The sequence below is a fragment of the Ideonella sp. A 288 genome (genome assembly GCF_002198735.1).
Classification (GTDB): domain Bacteria; phylum Pseudomonadota; class Gammaproteobacteria; order Burkholderiales; family Burkholderiaceae_C; genus Pseudaquabacterium.
The window spans coordinates 38,484-56,229 of the sequence record NZ_MWLO01000119.1; the positions used below are offsets into that span (position 1 = coordinate 38,484).

The window sequence follows — 17,746 nt, forward strand, 5'->3', positions numbered from 1 at the left end:
TGGGCGACGTCGTCCGCCACACCCTCGGCCCCACCACCGGCCGCGGTGGCGATGACCGACACCGACCGCCTTCAGCGCCGCCGGCGCTGGTTCCAGGCGGCGTTCTTCCTGTTCTTTTTGGTCGCGCCGGCGATGGACTTGTTGCGCTTCGACCTGCATGAGGCCCAGCTGTGGGTGGCCGGCCAGCGCTGGACGCTGGGCATCGACGCCTTCCGCGCCGGCCAGGCCACCGCGGCCGAGACGGCGCTGGCCATGGTGCTGCGCGGCCTGTTGCCGGCGCTGGTGCTGGTCGTCGGCTTCCTGGCCGTGGCCTGGCGCTGGGGGCGGCTGTACTGCGGCTGGCTGTGCCCGCACTTTTCGGCGGTGGAGCTGCTCAATGGCCTGCTGCACCGGGCCATCGGCAAGCTGAGCCTGTGGGACCGCAGCCCCACGCGCCTGCCCGGCATCACGCCGCAAAAGCGCTGGTGGCCGGTGTTCGCGCTGTCGTGCCTGATCCTGGGCTTTGCCTGGAGCATCACGCTGGTCACCTACCTGCTGCCCCCGCGAGAGATCTGGGGCGGCCTGGTCACCGGCACGATGACGCCCAACCAGACGCGCTTCCTGCTCATCGCCTGGGCCGTCTTCACGCTGGAATTCGCCTTCGCGCGGCACCTGTTCTGCCGCTTTGGTTGCGCGGTAGGACTGTTCCAGAGCCTGGCCTGGATGGCCAACCCCAAGGGCATGGTCGTGTCGTTCTCGCGCGACCGCGCCAAAGAGTGCAAAACATGTGGAACCGAGCCCCTTGACCGCCTTCGGCGGTCGTCCCCCGAGGGGAGCGCCGGGCTTGGGGCGGCCCTGCGCCCGGCCCCACGCGGCTCCGCCTGCGACCACGCCTGCCCCATGCGCCTGAACCCGCGCAACATCAAGCGCATGATGTTCTCGTGCGTGCAGTGCGGCCAGTGCCTGCAGGCCTGCGATGCGTCGCAGGGCGCGCAGCAGCGCACTCCGGTGCTCGAATGGAAGGTGGGCCTGGACGCGGTGCGCGAGACGCTGCGCCAGAAGCGCGAGGAGCACCGCTGATGGAAGAGTGGGTGGGCCACTGGTGGCACCGCGCCGTCACGCGCGCGGCCGATCGGTCGCACGCCGATGCGGCGGTGGAACTGCCCGAGGTGCAGCGCGCCATCGGCCTGCTGTTCCGCGCCGCCGGTGGCGCGCCGGCCGTGCGCGTGGCGGCGGTGGGCGACAGCGCCGCCGGCGGCCCGCGCGGCTGGCTGCAGAAGCTGGCCGGAAGCGGCCAGCGCGAGGCCCGCGGCCGCCTCGAGCCCGAGGTGCTGTCGCTGCCGCCGCGGCTGGCGGTGTTCGCGCAGCGCGAACTCAACCGCGACCTGTACCTGTGGCTGGCCGCGCTGGCTGCCAGCCACTCGGGCCAGGCCGACTGGATCGCCGGCAACCATGCCGCCACCGCACGCGCGCTGCAGCGCTTTGCCGGCCTGCGCAGCCGCCACGCCGCGCTGGTGCAGGCGCACCTGGCTCAGCGGCCCGCGCCCACGTCGCTGCGCGGCGAGGCCGCGCACGCCGAAGCCGCGGTGCAGGCCGCGCTGCGCGGCGAGGCGCCCACAGGCCTGGCCGTGCTGCCGGCGCAGGTGGCCCCGGTGTGGCTGTGGCTGGAAGCCTCACCGGCCATGGTGGCCGCGGCCGAAGCCGCGCGCGTGCTGCGCGGGGCCCGCGACGCCAGCCGGCAGCCGTCGGTCAGCGACGCCACCCGCCGCAAGGCGCAGCGCAGCACCCACGAGATCGAGCGTGCGCCGCTGATGATGTTCTTCCGCGCCGAATCGCTGCAGACCTGGTCGGAGCTGGTGCGCGTGAACCGCGCCACCGACGACAGCGACGACGGCCATGCGCTCACCGCCGCCAACGACATGGAGCACCTGGCCATCACGCCCGACGGCGAGACCTGTGCGTCGCGCGTGCGCTTCGACCTGGACCTGCCCAGCGCCGCCGCCGACGACCTGCCGCTGGGCCCGTCGGCCCAGTTGCCCGAGTGGGACTGGCGCATCCAGGCCCTGCGGCCCGCGCACTGCCGTGTGCAGCCGATGGTGGCCCGACCCGGCCCCGCCTGGCAACCCGACGCCGCGCTGCGCCGCACCGCGCGCCAGGTGCGCCGCCGGCTGGAGGTGCTGCGCGCCGAGCCGCGCTGGGCCCACGCGCAGGACGAGGGCGAGGCGTTGGACCTGGACGCCTGGGTGCGCCACGCCAGCGACAGCGTGGGCGGCGTGCCGCGCAGCGCGTCGCCCGCGGTGCATGCCCGCCGCGTGCGGCAGGACCGCAGCCTGGCCACGCTGCTGCTGGCCGACCTGTCGCTGTCCACCGACGCGCACGTGGACAACGAGTGCCGCGTCATCGACGTCATCCGCGATGCGATGCACGTCTTCGGCGAGGCCCTGTCCGCCAGCGGCGACGCGTTCGAGATGCTGGGCTTCAGCTCGGTGCGGCGCGAGCAGGTGCGCATCCAGCACCTGAAGGGCTTCGACGAGCCCTGGGGCGCCATCGCCCGCCAGCGCGTCGGCGCCATCCGCCCGGGCTACTACACGCGCATGGGCGCGGCCATCCGCTGGGCCACCGCGCGCCTGTCCGCCCGGCCCGAGCGCCAGCGCCTGCTGCTGCTGCTGACCGACGGCAAGCCCAACGACCTGGATGTGTACGAAGGCCGTTACGGACTGGAAGACACCCGCCACGCCGTCGCCGAAGCCCGCTCCGCCGGGCTGGTGCCCTTCTGCGTGACCATCGACGAGCACGCACAGGACTACCTGCCCTGGCTCTTCGGCACCCAGGGCCATGCGCGGGTGCAGCGGCCGCGGGAACTGCCGTTGAGGTTGGCGCGGATCCACGCGACCTTGGCGCGGGGGTGAGCGGCCGGCTCTGGCCAGGGCGGGCACGCCGGCCGGTACGGTGCGCGGCAGCGGGCACGCTCGGATCTGCCCGAGGCTGCGGCAAGCCGAGGCGCCCGCCCGTTGCCGGGACGTGACCGCCGCGCGGGACCCCGCTATGCTGCCGTGGCCGGCGGCGCTCCGCATCGGCTTGGCGCCGTCGGTGGCGCAGGGCCCCCGCGCTGAGCACCGGCGTGCACCGCCGATGCGGCAGGCGAGACCAAGGCCGCGGGGCCACTGCGCTCCACGGTCTCGAGAGCGTCCCCTGGCCGACGGCATGCACCGTCCGCCACGGGCCTGCCGGCCCTCGGCCCCCGAGGGGTGAGTCGGCTCGGGATCGCCCCTTCGTCGACTCGAGAGGATGAACCCATGAATGGACATTGCCTGTGCGGCGCCGTCACCCTCGCGTCGCCCGACGCCCGCGAGATCGGCGCCTGTCATTGCGGCTTCTGCCGCCGATGGGGCGGCGGGCCGCTGCTGGCGGTCCACTGCGGTCCCGAGGTCCAGTTCCAGGGCCGCGAGCACATCACCGTCTATGCGTCGTCGCAGTGGGCGGAGCGCGCCTTCTGCCGCACCTGCGGAACCCACCTGTACTACAAGCTCCTGGCCACCGGCGAGTACTTCGTTCCAGCGGGCCTGTTCGACTCGACCGATTTCGCACTCGCGTCGCAGATCTACATCGACAACAAGCCCGACTACTACGCGTTCGCCAACGAGACCCCCATGCTCACCGAGCAGCAGGTGGTCGAGCAGTTCTCATCGCCTGGCAGCGGAACCGTGGCCTGACCAGGCGTTGGGCGCGCGCCTCGACCGGCGGGGCCCGCGGCGCGCGTCCAGCCCCTGCGCCGTATGGCGGGGCACGCCGGCGTCGGCTGGCCCGGTGAGCGCCAGGCCTCCGAAATGCCGGGCGCGACACGCCGGGAGCGAAAATGCACGATGCCCATCGACTATGGCCGCCGCCTGACCGGCAAAGACCGCACCCGCGGGGGCAACCGACACCTCGGCTGGGCGCTGGCCTTCATCGCCGGGGCGACCAACGCCGGTGCCTTCCTGGCCGTCAAGCAGTACACCTCGCACATGACCGGCATGGTGTCGTCGATGGCCGACTCGCTGGTGCTCGGCGACTTCCCGCTGGCGGCCAGCGCCCTCGGCGGCGTGATCTCCTTCGTCGCCGGGGCCGCCACGTCGGCGGTGCTGGTCAACTATGCCCGCCGACGCCAGCTCAAGAGCCAGTTTGCGCTGCCGCTGCTGCTCGAAGCGGCACTGTTGCTGCTCTTTGGCGTCATCGGGGCCCGGCTCGCCACGATGCACGGCCTGTTCGTCCCGGGCACGGTGGTGCTCCTGTGCTTCATCATGGGGCTGCAGAACGCGGTCATCACCAAGGTGTCCCGCTCGGAGATCCGCACCACGCACATCACCGGCCTGGTGACCGACATCGGCATCGAACTGGGCAAGCTGGTGTACTGGAACCGGATCCAGGAAGACCCGTCCCTGCGTGTCATGGCCGACAGGGACCGACTGCTGGTGTTGTCCCTGCTGGTGTTCGCCTTCGCGCTGGGGGGCGTGCTCGGCGCGATCGGATTCCAGCGCATCGGCTATGCGACGACCATCCCGCTGGCGGTAATCCTGGTGCTCATGGCCGGTGTGCCGGCCGCGGACGATGTCAAGGACTACCTCGGGCGCAACGACCACTGACCCGTCTGCCGGGCCTGGCTGCCCACCGGCCGCCCCGGGGCAGACCAGCGGCCTGACACAATTTGCGCATGCACATCGCCATCCTCACCTTCCAGGGCTTCAACGAGCTCGACTCCCTCGTGGCCCTGGGGGTGCTCCACCGCATCAAGCGGCCGGGTTGGCGCGTCAGCTTGTGCTGCCCCGACGACACGGTCACCTCGATGAACGGGGTGGTGGTGCACGCGCAGTCCCGCCTCGCGGAAGTGGCCTCGGCCGATGCGGTCATCGTGGGCAGCGGCATCAAGACGCGCGAGGTGGTCGAGGATCCGCAGTTGATGGGGGCCCTGCGGCTCGATCCGGCGCGCCAGCTCATCGGCGCCCAATGTTCCGGCGCGCTGGTGCTGGCGAGGCTCGGCCTGCTCGGGGCCGTGCCCGCCTGCACCGACCTCACGACCAAGCCCTGGGTGCAGGCGGCCGGCATCCAGGTGCTGGATCAGCCGTTCTTTGCCGCCGGCAACATCGCGACCGCCGGGGGCTGTTTCGCCGCCCCGTACCTGGCCGCCTGGATCATCGCCCGCTCGGAAGGCGAGGACGCGGCCCGCGCGGCGCTGCACTACGTGGCGCCCGTCGGCGAGAAGGACGAGTACGTGGCCCGCGCGATGAAGCACATCGCGCCCTGCATGCCGCGGTGAGCTTGCTGCAGGCGCGCCTGCACAGCGCCGGGACGCGCATTGGCTAGCGCCCTATCAACGCGGCCGCCCCCATCGCCGCCACGCCCAGCCCCAGCATCAGTGCTGTGGCCCGGGCGATGTGCCCGCGCACCGGCCCATCGCCCTGCAGCCACACGATGGCGCACTTGACGAGGGTGTTGGACAGCATGGCCAGCGTGATCGCGTGGCCGGCCTGTGCCAGTGCCGCGGGCGTGTCGGCCTGGCGGGCCACCGACAGGGTGATCGCGTCCACGTCCACCAGCCCCGCCAGCGCCGCGACCACGTAGACGCCGAAGCCCGGCGCATGCTGCTGCGCCAGCGCCACGCCCAGCAGCACCACGGCAAAGAGCACGCCGAAGCGGATGGCCGAGGTCAGGCTGAAGGGGTTGCTCACCCGCACCTGCGTGGCCTCGCCGGCGGCGGTCGGGGCAGCAGCGGACGTCGGCGTGCCCTGCGGCAGGCTGAGGCGGCCGTGTCGGGCCGCCAGCACCAGGGTGGCGGCGATCATCGCCGCGCAGGGCACGGCCAGGGCCGGCAGCAGCGCACGGTTCACCAGCAGCACCAGCACCACCACGCGGGCGAACATCACCCCCCACGACAGCAGGATGCCGGCCGCCAGCGCGTGGGCCTGCGCGGCGTCGGTGCCGGTCTGGCTGGTGCGCGCGAAGCTCACCGTGGTGGCCGTGGACGACACCAGACCGCCGGCCAGCCCAGTGATCGCGGTGCCGTAGGTGGTGCCCAGCACCCGCACCGCCACGTAGCCCAGCAGCGACAGCGCCGAGATGAAGATCACCAGCAGCCACAGCGTGTAGGGGTTCAGCGCATCCCAGGGGTCGACCGTCGCGTTGGGCAGCAGCGGCAGCACGATGAACGAGGCGATGGCCAGCTTGATGCCGGCGAACAGATCGTCGGTGTCGATGCGCCGAACCAGGCTGTGCAGCGGTTGCTTGAAGGCCAGCAGGGCCGAGGTGACCACCGCCAGCGCCACCGCCAGGCCGGGGTCGCCCACCACCACCATCGCGCCCAGCAGGCACACGGCAATGGCCGCCACCTCGCTGGTCAGGCCCAGCGGGGAGTCGGGTTCGCGCGCCTGCAGCACGTGGCTGGCCACCACCGCCGCGCCCACCACCGCCAGCGTCACCGCCAGCAGCCAGGGTGAGTCGAGCGTGCGCGACAGCCACGCCGACGTGGCGCCCACCAGCGCCAGCAGCGTGTAGGTGCGGATGCCGCCGAAGGTGGGGCCTGGCTCGGTGGCCTTGCGCTTCTCGCGCTCCAGGCCCACCAGCGCGCCGATCAGCAGCGCGATGAGGAAGTTGCGGGCGGTGGCCAGGTCCATGCGCCGAGGCTACTGCATGCGCTGCCGCCCGGTCGCCACCGCGTGGGGGCCGGATTGATGCGCGACAAGCTGCACGCCCCCCGCCCGTTGCGGGGGTGTCACCCCGCCCAGGCCGGGGGTGTCGGCGGGTTGGAGGCGGGGCCCTGGGATACGATCGTTCGATGGGCGACCCGTCCGATTCCGACATCCAGGCGAGGCGCGAGGCGCTCTCGTTCGGGCTGTCGCAGGCGCGCCTGACGGTGGCCACCATGCTGTTGGTGGTGGGCGTCGTGTCGTGGATGGGCTGGCGCGCCGGGCTGGCGCCATGGTCGGCGGCGTTCGTCGGCATGGGGCTGCTGAGCGCCGTGTGGCGCTTCTGGGTCATCCGCGCCAGTGGCGATGCGCTGCAGCTCGACCCCGCCGCGCTGCGGCGCGCCGAGCGGCGCGTCGAGGCCAACATGCTGTATTCCGGCGCGATGTGGACGTTTGCCAACGTCACCATCTACCCCGGCCTCGCCGGCGAGGCGGCGGCGCTGTACGTGATCATCCTGGTGGCCAACGTCAGCTTCGCGGCCTTCTTCATGTCGGCCGTCGGTCACGGCTTTGCGCTGATGGTGGTGCCGACGATGGGCTCGGCCTTCCTGGTGTGCCTGTCCATCGGCACCTTCGAGTCGCGGCTGATGGCGGGGCTGATCCTGGTCTTCGTGGTGGTGATGGTGCGGGCCACCAACCGCTTTCGCAAGATCACGCTGCTGGCCTCGCGCCGCGGCCACGAGATGCGGCAGACCAACGAGGCACTGCGCCATGCCATGGCCGACGCCGAGGTTGCGGCACAGGCCAAGACGCGCTTCCTGGCGACGATGAGCCACGAGCTGCGCACGCCGATGAACGGCCTGCTCGGCGCACTCGAACTGCTCGGGCGGGCCTCGCTGCCGCCGCCGCAGCGCCGGCTGCTCGACATCGCGCGCTCGTCCGGCGGGGGCCTGCTGGCGGTGCTGAACGACGTGCTGGATTACGCCAAGATCGAGGCCGACGCACTGTCGCTGCATGCCGCGCCGACGTCGCTGCGGGCGGTGGTCGATTCGGTGGTCGGTCTGTTCATGGCGCCGGCCCATGCCAAGGGGCTGGTGCTGCGCGCCGAGATGGCCCCCGAGGTGCCGGCCTGGGTGATGGCCGACGGCCAGCGCCTGCGGCAGGTGCTGCTCAACATCGTCGGCAACGCCATCAAGTTCACCGAACAGGGCGAGGTGGTGGTGCGCATCGACGCGCAGGCGCAGGGGCTGCGCTTCGAGGTGCGCGACACCGGCATCGGCATCGCGCCGCAGGCGCAGGCCGAGCTGTTCCAGCCCTTCCGGCAGGTGGACGAGCGCAGCAGCCGCAGCCACGGCGGCACCGGGCTGGGCCTGGCCATCAGCCAGCGGCTGGTGCAGGCCATGGGCGGCCACATCGACGTCCACAGCGCGGCGGGCCAGGGCGCCCGCTTCGCCTTCACGCTGGCCCTGCCCGCCACGCACGACCCCCAGCCGGTGGCGCCCGCCCCGGCGGCGGCCGCGCCCTCGCTGTCGGGCCGGGTGCTGCTGGTCGACGACAACCCCGTGAACCGCTGCCTGGTGGTCGAGTTGCTGGGCGTGCTGGGCGTGGACGTGGTCGAGGCCGAGGACGGCGCGCAGGCCCTGGTGCGCCTGCGCACGCAGCCCTTCGACCTGGTGCTGATGGACTGCCAGATGCCGGTGCTCGACGGTTGCGATGCCACCCGCCAGTGGCGCGCGCTGGAAGCGGCCCAGGGCCGTGCCCGTCTGCCGGTGGTGGCGGTGACGGCCAACGTGATGGCCGACGATGCCGAGCGCGCGCGCGCCAGCGGCATGGACGACCTGCTGGCCAAGCCCTTCACCTTCGAGCAACTGCAGGCCACGGTGGCGCGGTGGTTGCCGCGCCCGGTGGCGCAGACCGCAGGGCAGGCCGGCGACTGACCGCGCACGCTGCGGCGCGACCGGGCGCGCGAGGTCAGGCCCGCGCGTCCAGCTGGTCGGCCAGGTCGACCAGGCTGGTGGCCGTGAAGTCGAACTCGTGGCCTTCGGTGGATTCCATCCAGCCGCCGGGGCCATGTTCGTCGGGCCGCGGCACATAGGCCGTCAGCAGACCGGCGCGGCGCGCCGCGGCCAGGTCGGACGGGTGCGCCGCCACCATCAGCACGCGTTCGGGCGCATGGCCCAGCAGCCGCGCGGCGGCCCGGTACACCTCGAGGTCGGGCTTGTATCGGCCGATCAGCTCGGCCGACAGCACGGCGTCCCAGGGCAGGCCGGCGCGCCTGGCCATGTTCACCAGCAGCGCCACGTTGCCGTTGGACAGCGTGGCGATCACGTGCCGGCGGCGCAGCCGCGTCAGGCCCGGCACGCTGTCGGGCCAGGGGTCGAGGCGGTGCCAGGCGCGGTTGAAGGCCTCGCGTTCGGCCTCGGGCAGGGCCTCGAGGCCGAAGCGCGGCAGCAGTTCGTCGAGGATCTGGCGGTGCAGGCCGTCGATGTTCGTCCACGGCAGCTCGCCGCGGGCCACCCGCTGCATCGCCGGCTGGTAGCCGGCGCGCCAGGCGTCGGCCAGCGCCGGCCAGTCGGCCGCCAGGCCCAGGCGCTGGCCCAGCGCCCGGCCCTCCCGGGTGATCGACGAGCGCCAGTCGACCACGGTGCCGAAGATGTCGAAGACGAGGGCCGAGGGTGCGGCGGCGTTGGAGGTCATGCGCGGGCTGGGTGGGGCATTCAGTCCGAGTATCGCGTCCGCAGGGCGCGCAGGGCCGCCAGCGCGCCGTCGAAATCGAAGCGGCGCAGCCGGGCGCCGATCTCGGCTGCCTCGGGGCCGGCGAACTTGCGCAGGCCGTCGGCCAGGTCGCGGTGCAGCGCGACAGACTGGTAGTCGCCAACGGCCAGCAGCCGCTCGAGCTCGTCGAGCGAGGCCACCAGGGCGTCGGCGTCGGCCGGGGCGGTGGCCACCGGCGCTTCGGGCGCCAGGTTGTCCTCGATGGCCGACACCGTGGCCCGCAGCGCCTGTGCCAGCACTCGGCCGGCCGGGCGCAGGTCGTCGTCGCTGCCGGCGTCGGCCAGCGCGGTTTCCAGGTTGCCGGCCAGCGCCGCCAGCGCCTGGGCGCCGATCGACGCGGCCGCGCCGCGGATGGAATGCGCCATGGCGCGCGCGTGGGCCGAGTCGCCGGATTCGAGGCCCTGGCTCACCTCGTCGATGGATTCGCCGTAGTGCTGGGCAAACTGGCGCAGCACGCGCTGGTAGACGTCGGTGCGGCCGCCCAGGTACTGCAGCGCCTGGACCATGTCGAGTCCGGGGATCGAGGCGCCGGCCTGCCGCGCCTCTGCGGTGGGCGCCGCGGCGCTGGGGGCCGGTGCGGGGGTGAGGCCACGGGTGGGCAGCCAGCGCCGCAGCGCTTCGTACAACAGCGCCGGGTCGACCGGCTTGGACACATGGCCGTTCATGCCGGCGGCCAGGCAGGCCTGGCGGCTTTCGCCGAAGGCGTCTGCCGTCATGGCGACGATGGGCACATCCGCCGTCTCGGGCAGGGTGCGCAGCGCCTGTGCCGCCTGCAGGCCGTCCATCACCGGCATCTGCACGTCCATCAGCACCAGGTCGTAGTGGCCCTGGCGGGCCCGGGCGATGGCCTCGGCACCGTTGTCGGCCACGTCCACCACCATGCCCACCGACTGCAGCAGCTCGACCGCCACCTCCTGGTTCACCGGGTTGTCCTCGGCCACCAGGATGCGGGCACCGGCATGGAACTGCCGCAGCATGGCCTCGGTGTCGGGCGCGATGCTCGCGGCCGCCGCAGCGGCCTCGTCGTGGCCGGTGCCGAGCTGCAGGCGGGCGGTGAACCAGAACTCGCTGCCCTGGCCGGGCACGCTGCGCACGCCGACCTCGCCGTCCATCAGCTCGGCCAGCCGCCGGGTGATCGCCAGACCCAGGCCGGTGCCACCGAAACGGCGCGTGGTGGACGGGTCGGCCTGCACGAAGGTGTCGAACAGCGTGCCCACCTTGTCGGCCGGGATGCCCACGCCGGTGTCGCGCACGGTGAAGCGGGCCAGCAGTGCGTCGCCATCGGACTGCAGCGCCTCGCAGTGCAGCAGGATGCTGCCCTGGTCGGTGAACTTCACCGCGTTGGTCAGCAGGTTCAGCAGGGCCTGCGACAGGCGGGTGGGGTCGCCCTGCAGCGCATCGGGCAGGCCGACGACGTCCGCGGTCAGGGCCAGGCCCTTGGCCTGCGCGCGTTCGGCGACCAGGCTCAGCGCGCGGCTGACGAGCTGCGACAGCGAGAAGTCGACCTGCTCCAGTTCGAGCCGGCCGGACTCGATCTTGGACAGGTCGAGCACGTCGCTGATGACCTCGAGCAGGTGCGTGGCCGCATCGGTGACCTTGCCCAGGCGCTCGGATTCGCGCTGGTCGTGCGAATCGCGGCGCAGCAGGTGGGTGAGCCCGAGGATGGCGTTCAGCGGCGTGCGGATCTCGTGGCTCATGTTGGCCAGGAACGCACTCTTGGCGCGGTTGGCGGCCTCGGCCCGGTCGCGAGAGAGGGTCAGCTCGTCGTTGAGGCGCTGCAGCTCGAGCTCGCCCTGCTTGACCTCGGTGATGTCGGAGATCAGCACCAGGCCGCCGACCACCTGACCGTCGACCATGTCGGGCACCAGCGTGGCCAGGCCGTGCATCACGCGGCCATCCATGGCCCGCTGCACCGACTGGTAGTGCTGCCGCTCGCCGCGCATCATGGCCTCGACGAGGCGCTTGTTGTAGGCCAGGCGCTCGCCGCTGAGCAGTTCGTCCAGCGCGATGCCGTCCATCTCGGCCTCGCTGCGGCCGAACCACTCGCGGTAGGCGCGGTTGGCGAAACGGCAACGCAAGTCCACGCCCCAGTAGGCCAGCATGCCGGGCTGGTTGTCGGCCACCGTGCGCACGAAGCGTTCGCGTTCGACCAGCGCGGCGTTCAGCGCCTGCAGTTGCTGCGTGCGCTCGTCCACCAGCTGCTGCAGGTGGTTGCGGTGCCGTTCGATCTCGGCTTCGGCGCCGCGGCGCTGCGTGACGTTGGAGTGCACCACCACCGCACCGCCCGACGCGGTGCGCAGCGGCGTCACATTCATCTGGTACCAGCGCGCCTCGGCCGGCGAATCGCAGCGGTACTCCAGCGAGAACAGCTCGCTGCGCCTGTCGAGCACGCGGCTCAGGCCGTCGAACACCTCCTTGGCCGTGGCGTCGCCGTGGTCGCGCGCAGACCGGCAGACCTCCAGGTAGTTGACGCCGATGTCGGTGCCGGCCTGCGGTTCCACCCCGGGGGGCGAGTTGTCGCGGGCGAACTGGCGCCAGGCGGCATTGACGTCGATGATCCTGCCGCTGGCGTCGAGCACGGCCATCTGGTCGAGCACCGAATCCTCGACCGCCTGCACCTGCATCGTCAGCTCGCGGGCCACTACCTCGGCCTGCTTGCGGTCGGTGATGTCGCGAGCGACGCCGAAGCTGCCGATGACCTGGCCATCCGGGTCGCGCAGCGGGCCCTTGACGGTGAGCAGTGTCTTGCGGCCGTCCGGCGTGACCAGCTCTTCCTCGACGGTGAGGAAGCGGTTCTCGGCCATCGCCAGCAGCTCGTCGCGGCGGTCGTTCGGGCGCCGTTCGGCCAGGCCCAGCGACTGGTCGTCGCGGCCCAGCACGGCCGCCATGGGCAGCCCGATCAGGTGGCAGGCCTGCTCGTTGCACAGCAGGTAGCGGCCGTCGCGGTCCTTGGCCACGATGGCGTCGGGCGACGAATCGGCGATGGCCTGCATCATCGACAGGCCGCGCAGTTGCTCGCGCTGGCGGTCCTGGTCGTCGAGCAGCCGCTTCACCGCGGCCTGCTCGGTGCGCAGGTAGACGCTGACGCCCGAGCCGAACAGCGCCAGCAGGCCGGCGGCCAGGATCCAGGCCATGTCGCCCAGCGCGTCCTCGAGGATCTCGCGGCGGTCGATGCGGGCGACCACATGCCAGTCGGTGCCGGGCACGGCGTGGACCACGCCGACCGAGGGCACGCCCCGGTAGTCGACGCCGTCGATGGGCTGCTCCATCGGCGCCTCGCCGCGCAGGGCCCGCGCGGCCAGCAGGTTCGGCGACGACAGCGGCAGCGGATTGCGTCGCTGCATGCCCATGATCATGTCGCCCTCGCGCAGCACCAGCCCGGCGGAGGCACTGCGCGTGGGCACCGGCCAGGCGGACAGCGTCGACGGGCTGAAGAAGTTCGGGTCGACGCGCAGGGCGACGGCCGCCCGCGCCGGGCGGCCGGTGTGGACCAGGGGCGCGATGACCTCGAAGGCCACCTCATGGGCCTCGCCGGGCAGGGTGTACAGGCTGGTGTGCTGCACCGTGCCGGTGGCCATGGCGCGCAGCGCGGCCTCTTTCAGCGGCGCCGGGGTCGGCTGGCCGCGGCGGCCCTCGGTTTCGTCGGCGACCACATTGCCGTGCTCGTCCAGGATGCGGCCACTGTGGTCGCCGAAGGCGGTGCGCATGTCGGTCAGGCGGGCCATCATCTGCACCATCGTGGCCGCGTCGCCCTGGTCGCGCCAGCGCAGGTAGTAGCCGGCCCACAGCGTGCTGGTGCTGGCGAAGCGCGCATGCGACAGCCGCTCCTGCACCCAATCGCCGATCTCGCGGGCCCGCAGGTCGGACACCGCCACCAGCCGGGCCTCGTGCTGGACCCGTTGCGCCTGCAGGCTGTAGGCCAGCGCCACCACGGTCAGGGTGCTGATGAGGGCGGCCCAGGGCCACCAGGCGCGCCACATCAGGCGGGCGTCCGGCGGCTGCAAGGTGCGGTCGGGTCGGGACGCTGCCGGGGCGCGCGCGTTCAGGCGCCGGATCACGGCGTACAGGGCCGCGGCCGTCAAGCCGACGTAGGCCCAGCCCTTGACGGCGCCCAGCCGAACCAACCAGCCCGGGTCGGTGACCAGCCGCCCGAGCAGCCAGTCCGATCCCAGGATCCACAAGGCACCCAGCGCGGCATAGGCCAGCGCGATGCGCAGCGCCACACCGTGCCCCACCGGCGGCACGGTCGCGGTGGAGGCTGAGGGGGGCGGGCTCACTGGGCGGGGTCGTCGGTGGCCGAGGGCTGCTCGTCGCTGTGCCGCCGCGCCACGGCGCAGAACTCGTCGAAGCGAGCGACGAAGGCGTCGGTCACGTCGGGGTCGAAATGGGTGCCCCGCTCGGAGACGATCACGTCGCGCGCGGCTTCGAAGCTCATCGGCGGCTTGTACACACGGCGCGAGATCAGCGCGTCGAAGACGTCGGCCAGCGCCATCAGCCGGGCTGGCACCGGGATGTCGTCGCCGGCCAGGCCGTCGGGGTAGCCCTTGCCGTCCCAGCGCTCGTGGTGGTGCGCCGCGATGTCCTTGGCATAGGCCAGGAACTGCACCTGCTGCTCGGCATCGCTTTCGGCGCGGGCGATGGCGTCGGCGCCCATCTGCGCGTGGGTCTTCATCACCTCCCACTCGTCGGGCGTCAGCTTGCCGGGCTTGAGCAGCACGTGGTCGGGGATGCCAACCTTGCCGATGTCGTGCAGCGGTGCCGACTTGGCGATCAGGTCGATCGTGCGGTCGTCCAGGTCGGCGCAGAAGCGCGCGTGGTTCTTCAGCTGCTGGCCCAGCACGCGCACATAGGCCTGGGTGCGCAGCAGGTGGTTGCCGGTTTCGTTGTCGCGGGTCTCGGCCAGGCGCGCGAGCGCGCGGATGCTCACCTCCTGGATGAGCTGGTTCTCGCGCATGCGGTGCTGCACCTCGGCCTCGAGCGCTGCGTTGTGGTGGCGCAGCGTGGCCCGGGCCCGGGCCAGCTCGAGGTGGTTGTGCACGCGCGCCAGCACGATGGCCGGGCGCAGCGGCTTGGTGATGTAGTCCACGGCGCCCAGCACCAGCCCGTGCTGCTCGTCCTCGGTGGCCGACAGGGCGGTGGTGAAGATCACCGGGATGTCGCAGGTCTCGGGCCCGGCGCGCAGGGTCTCGAGCACCTCGTAGCCACTCATCCCCGGCATCATCACGTCGAGCAGGATGAGGTTGGGGTGGGGCGACTGTGCGGCCAGTTGCAGCGCCCGCGGGCCCGAGTTGGCCGCGCGCACGCTGTACTGGTCGTGCAACAACTCGCAGAGCACTGTGAGGTTCTCCGGGTTGTCGTCGACGACAAGGATCAAGGCTGGGGTCATGGCGCCTGGCTCTCGGGGACTCCGCAGGTTATCGGCCAAACCGCGCCGCGGCTGAATCATCGTTGCTGGCGGCCCACGTCGCCAGCGGGAGCAGTCGACAGAAGGCTGGCGGGGCACTGGATCTTGCGCTGGCTCAATGTGATTCGCGGCGCCTGTGCCACAGGTCGCGGCGGCGACACCGGCCCGCCAGAGCATCCGCCCAGAATCGTCGGCAATGGACTTTGCCCCTTCCGCCCGCTCCCAGGCGCTGCTGGGCGCGCTGCAGCGCTTCATGGACGATCTGGTCGTGCCGTCGATGCCCGACTGGCACCGCTGGGCCGATGCCGGCGCCTACCCGCTCGACGTGGTCGAGCCGCTGAAGGCGCGCGCCCGGGCGCTGGGCCTGTGGAACCTGTGCCTGCCCGGCCTGCGCGACGACCAGCCCGGCACCCGCCTGTCCAACCTCGACTACGCGCCGCTGGCCGAGGCCATGGGCGCCGTGCCCTGGTCGGCCGAGGTCTTCAACTGCAGCGCCCCCGACAGCGGCACGATGGAGCTGCTGCAGCGCAGCGCCACGCCGGCGCAGGCCGAGCGCTGGCTCGATCCGTTGTTGCGCGGCGAGATCCGCTCGTGCTTCGCGATGAGCGAGCCCGACACCGCCTCGTCCGATCCCACCCAGTTGCAGACGCGCATCGCCCGCGACGGCGACCACTGGGTGGTGCACGGCCGCAAGTGGTTCATCACCGGCGCCGCCCATCCGCTGTGCCGGCTGATGGTGGTGATGGGCATCAGCGACCCCGACCCGCAGGCGCCGAAGCATGCCAGGCACTCGATGTTGCTGGTGCCGATGGACACGCCCGGCGTCACCATCGAACGCAACATCCCGGTGATGGACCACCAGGCGCTGGAAGGCCACTGCGAGATCGTGTTGCGCGACGTGCGCGTGCCGGCCGACCAGCTGCTGGGCGAGCCCGGCGCCGGCTTCGCACTGGCCCAGGCGCGGCTTGGCCCCGGCCGCGTGCACCACGCCATGCGCAGCATCGGCCAATGTGAGCTGGCGCTGGCGCTGATGTGCGAGCGCGCGCTCGAGCGCCGGGCCTTTGGCGGCCGCCTGGGCGACCTTGCCAACGTACAGGACTGGATCGCCCACAGCCGCGTCGAGATCGACCAGGCCCGCCTGCTGGTGCTGCGCGCCGCGTGGCGGCTGGACGTGGAGGGTGCCGACGCCGCGCGCACCGACGTGGCCGCCATCAAGCTGGTGGCCGCGCAACTGCAGACCCGGGTGCTCGACCGCGCGATGCAGGTCTTCGGTGCCATGGGCCTGTCGCCCGACACGCCATTGGCCCGCCTGTGGGCCTGGGGCCGCGCGATGCGCTTCCTCGACGGCCCCGACGAGGTGCACCTGCGCACCGTGGCTCGCGCCGAGCTGCGCCGCAGCCGCGGCCGTGCAGGTGCCCATGCCGCGCACTTGAGGCGTTGGATGCCGGTGGGCTGATGCGGCGTTCGGCCGAGCGCAGTGCCGGCCGATGGTGCCTCTGGGCTCGTTGCCGCGGTTCGTTCCGTCCGACGATCGGTGCGGCGCGGCGCGACAGGCGGCAGCCGACGGTGGCGCTGACTGTGGCGGTCGGCTGCGCCGACTGCGCTGCGATGCTCGTCTCGGGGTCGCGCCGCAGAACTCGCTGCGCGCCCTTGCGGGCGCTGCGCTTGTATGTTCTGAGTGCTGGGGTGGAGGGACTCGCTTCGCTATCGGCCGCAGTAGCGGACCGACCGTCTTGAGAACTCCCCCATCCCGCCTTCCAACGTCCATGAGGAACTGAGCGGCGCTTGCGGACCATGCGGCGACCGCCGATCTGAAGGCAAGCGAACGTGGCAGGCAGGCATTCCACCCCAGCGACTTCATTGTCTGACTGGAGGATTTCCGTATGCAAGCACACGATGTGTTCATCGGCGTGGATGTCGCCAAGGCGAGCCTGTCCATCTGCCGGCACGGCGAGCCGGGTGGCCATGAGCTGAGCAACGACGAGGCGTCCATTCGCCGCTGGCTTTGTACCCTGCCCAGGCAGGCAGTCATCGCCGTGGAGTCGACGGGCCGATACCACCAGCTCCTGGTGCGCCTGGCGTACGCTATGGGGCACCGCACCTTCGTGCTCAATGCCCGCGACGTCTATTTCTACGCCAAGGCGCTGGGTGTTCGGGGCAAGACCGATCGCACCGACGCACGGCTCATTGCGCGCTACTTGGCCGAACACCACGACGCGCTCAAGCCCTGGGCCCCGGGCACGGCTGCACAGGATCGGCTGCACGAACTGCTGCGGTGCCGCGCTGGCGTGACGTGCAAGCGGATGTCGCTGCGGCAAGTGCTGCGCGATGTCCCGGACCTGAGTGCAGCTGTCGAGGGCCTGGAGCGGCAGTTCGACGAGTTGCTCGATCACATCGATCGCCAAGTCGCCACCCTGGTCGCCGCAGACGTCCGCCTCAGCCAGGGCTGCGCGGCCTTGCGCACCATCACCGGCTTCGGGCCGCAAGGCTCGGCGATGCTGGCCGCCTTGCTCAGCCGTGTGGATTTCGCCAACGCCGACGCCCTGGTGGCTTACAGCGGCCTGGATCCTCGGCCCAACGACTCCGGGGCCAAGACCGGAAGACGCCACATCTCCAAGCGTGGCAGTCCCGACTTGCGCAGGCAGTTGTACCTGGCCGCCTTCGCCGCCTCGCACAGCAAGGCCTTGGGCCCTCTGTACCGGTCGATCAAGGCCAAGGGGTTCAAACCTACTCAGGCTCTGGTCATCCTCGCGCGAAAGCTCTTGCGTATCGCCTGGGCCGTCTGGAAGTCAGCCAAGCCGTTCGATCCCAGCCTGGTGACCTCACCTGAAGCTTGCGCAAAAACATAGAACCTCAGACAGCTGCGGCGAGCATGTCCACGAAGCGCGCTGCGCGCGCCGCCCCCGAGCCTGCGCTTCTCGCCGCCACA

Annotated in this window: 12 protein-coding genes; 8 read left to right on the top strand and 4 right to left on the bottom strand. The window is 71.9% G+C overall.

Going from position 1 to position 17,746, the window contains the following annotated elements; genetic code table 11:
* Positions 1–51: 51 nt before the first annotated feature.
* From EOINJALH_RS13230 to EOINJALH_RS13250, 5 genes are all read left to right on the top strand, one after another.
* Positions 52–1,059, top strand: a complete 1,008-nt coding sequence (locus EOINJALH_RS13230; protein ID WP_088280845.1) for a 4Fe-4S binding protein — start codon at positions 52–54, stop codon at positions 1,057–1,059.
* Complete coding sequence (locus EOINJALH_RS13235; RefSeq protein ID WP_088280830.1) at positions 1,059–2,888, top strand: nitric oxide reductase activation protein NorD; 1,830 nt, start codon at positions 1,059–1,061, stop codon at positions 2,886–2,888. The genes EOINJALH_RS13230 and EOINJALH_RS13235 overlap by 1 nt, the downstream gene beginning before the upstream one ends.
* Positions 2,889–3,275: 387 nt before the next feature.
* Complete coding sequence (locus EOINJALH_RS13240; RefSeq protein WP_088280831.1) at positions 3,276–3,692, top strand: GFA family protein; 417 nt, start codon at positions 3,276–3,278, stop codon at positions 3,690–3,692.
* Positions 3,693–3,842: 150 nt separating this feature from the next.
* Complete coding sequence (locus EOINJALH_RS13245; RefSeq protein ID WP_088280832.1) at positions 3,843–4,601, top strand: YoaK family protein; 759 nt, start codon at positions 3,843–3,845, stop codon at positions 4,599–4,601.
* 68 nt (positions 4,602–4,669) lie between these two features.
* Complete coding sequence (locus EOINJALH_RS13250) at positions 4,670–5,272, top strand: DJ-1/PfpI family protein (RefSeq protein WP_088280833.1); 603 nt, start codon at positions 4,670–4,672, stop codon at positions 5,270–5,272.
* A gap of 43 nt (positions 5,273–5,315) precedes the next feature.
* Here the strand turns inward: EOINJALH_RS13250 and EOINJALH_RS13255 are convergent, their stop codons facing one another.
* The gene (locus EOINJALH_RS13255) at positions 5,316–6,626 is read right to left on the bottom strand and encodes a DUF4010 domain-containing protein (protein WP_088280834.1); all 1,311 of its coding nucleotides are present in this window, start codon (positions 6,624–6,626) and stop codon (positions 5,316–5,318) included.
* Positions 6,627–6,787: 161 nt separating this feature from the next.
* Between EOINJALH_RS13255 and EOINJALH_RS13260 the strand changes: the two genes are divergently transcribed.
* Complete coding sequence (locus EOINJALH_RS13260) at positions 6,788–8,575, top strand: ATP-binding protein (protein WP_088280835.1); 1,788 nt, start codon at positions 6,788–6,790, stop codon at positions 8,573–8,575.
* Between the two features lie 34 nt (positions 8,576–8,609).
* Here the strand turns inward: EOINJALH_RS13260 and EOINJALH_RS13265 are convergent, their stop codons facing one another.
* Genes EOINJALH_RS13265 through EOINJALH_RS13275 form a run of 3 tightly spaced genes read right to left on the bottom strand, consistent with a single transcriptional unit; the run spans position 8,610 to position 14,799 of the window.
* The gene (locus tag EOINJALH_RS13265; protein WP_088280836.1) at positions 8,610–9,335 is read right to left on the bottom strand and encodes a haloacid dehalogenase type II; all 726 of its coding nucleotides are present in this window, start codon (positions 9,333–9,335) and stop codon (positions 8,610–8,612) included.
* Positions 9,336–9,355: 20 nt separating this feature from the next.
* Positions 9,356–13,690, bottom strand: coding sequence for a PAS domain-containing protein (locus tag EOINJALH_RS13270; RefSeq protein ID WP_144290024.1), 4,335 nt, complete (start codon positions 13,688–13,690; stop codon positions 9,356–9,358).
* Positions 13,687–14,799, bottom strand: coding sequence for a two-component system response regulator (locus EOINJALH_RS13275; protein ID WP_088280838.1), 1,113 nt, complete (start codon positions 14,797–14,799; stop codon positions 13,687–13,689). Before EOINJALH_RS13275 ends, EOINJALH_RS13270 begins: the two co-directional genes overlap by 4 nt.
* 214 nt (positions 14,800–15,013) lie before the next feature.
* On the opposite strand from EOINJALH_RS13275, the gene EOINJALH_RS13280 reads away from it, so the two are divergent.
* Both EOINJALH_RS13280 and EOINJALH_RS13285 read left to right on the top strand, forming a co-directional pair.
* Positions 15,014–16,273 carry an acyl-CoA dehydrogenase family protein gene (locus EOINJALH_RS13280; protein ID WP_088280839.1) on the top strand — a complete coding sequence of 420 codons (1,260 nt, stop codon included), beginning with the start codon at positions 15,014–15,016 and terminating at the stop codon, positions 16,271–16,273.
* A 427-nt stretch (positions 16,274–16,700) separates the two neighbouring features.
* Entirely contained in the window at positions 16,701–17,666 is a 966-nt protein-coding gene (locus EOINJALH_RS13285; protein WP_088280840.1) for an IS110 family transposase, read from the top strand.
* Positions 17,667–17,746: the final 80 nt, after the last annotated feature.

Excerpts from the sequence above, each read along its gene's own strand:
- EOINJALH_RS13230 (WP_088280845.1), top strand. The coding sequence starts at position 52 with ATGACCGACACCGACCGCCTTCAGCGCCGCCGGCGCTGGTTCCAGGCG.
- EOINJALH_RS13235 (WP_088280830.1), top strand. The coding sequence starts at position 1,059 with ATGGAAGAGTGGGTGGGCCACTGGTGGCACCGCGCCGTCACGCGCGCG.
- EOINJALH_RS13240 (WP_088280831.1), top strand. The coding sequence starts at position 3,276 with ATGAATGGACATTGCCTGTGCGGCGCCGTCACCCTCGCGTCGCCCGAC.
- EOINJALH_RS13245 (WP_088280832.1), top strand. The coding sequence starts at position 3,843 with ATGCCCATCGACTATGGCCGCCGCCTGACCGGCAAAGACCGCACCCGC.
- EOINJALH_RS13250 (WP_088280833.1), top strand. The coding sequence starts at position 4,670 with ATGCACATCGCCATCCTCACCTTCCAGGGCTTCAACGAGCTCGACTCC.
- EOINJALH_RS13255 (WP_088280834.1), bottom strand. The coding sequence starts at position 6,626 with ATGGACCTGGCCACCGCCCGCAACTTCCTCATCGCGCTGCTGATCGGC.
- EOINJALH_RS13260 (WP_088280835.1), top strand. The coding sequence starts at position 6,788 with ATGGGCGACCCGTCCGATTCCGACATCCAGGCGAGGCGCGAGGCGCTC.
- EOINJALH_RS13265 (WP_088280836.1), bottom strand. The coding sequence starts at position 9,335 with ATGACCTCCAACGCCGCCGCACCCTCGGCCCTCGTCTTCGACATCTTC.
- EOINJALH_RS13275 (WP_088280838.1), bottom strand. The coding sequence starts at position 14,799 with ATGACCCCAGCCTTGATCCTTGTCGTCGACGACAACCCGGAGAACCTC.
- EOINJALH_RS13280 (WP_088280839.1), top strand. The coding sequence starts at position 15,014 with ATGGACTTTGCCCCTTCCGCCCGCTCCCAGGCGCTGCTGGGCGCGCTG.
- EOINJALH_RS13285 (WP_088280840.1), top strand. The coding sequence starts at position 16,701 with ATGCAAGCACACGATGTGTTCATCGGCGTGGATGTCGCCAAGGCGAGC.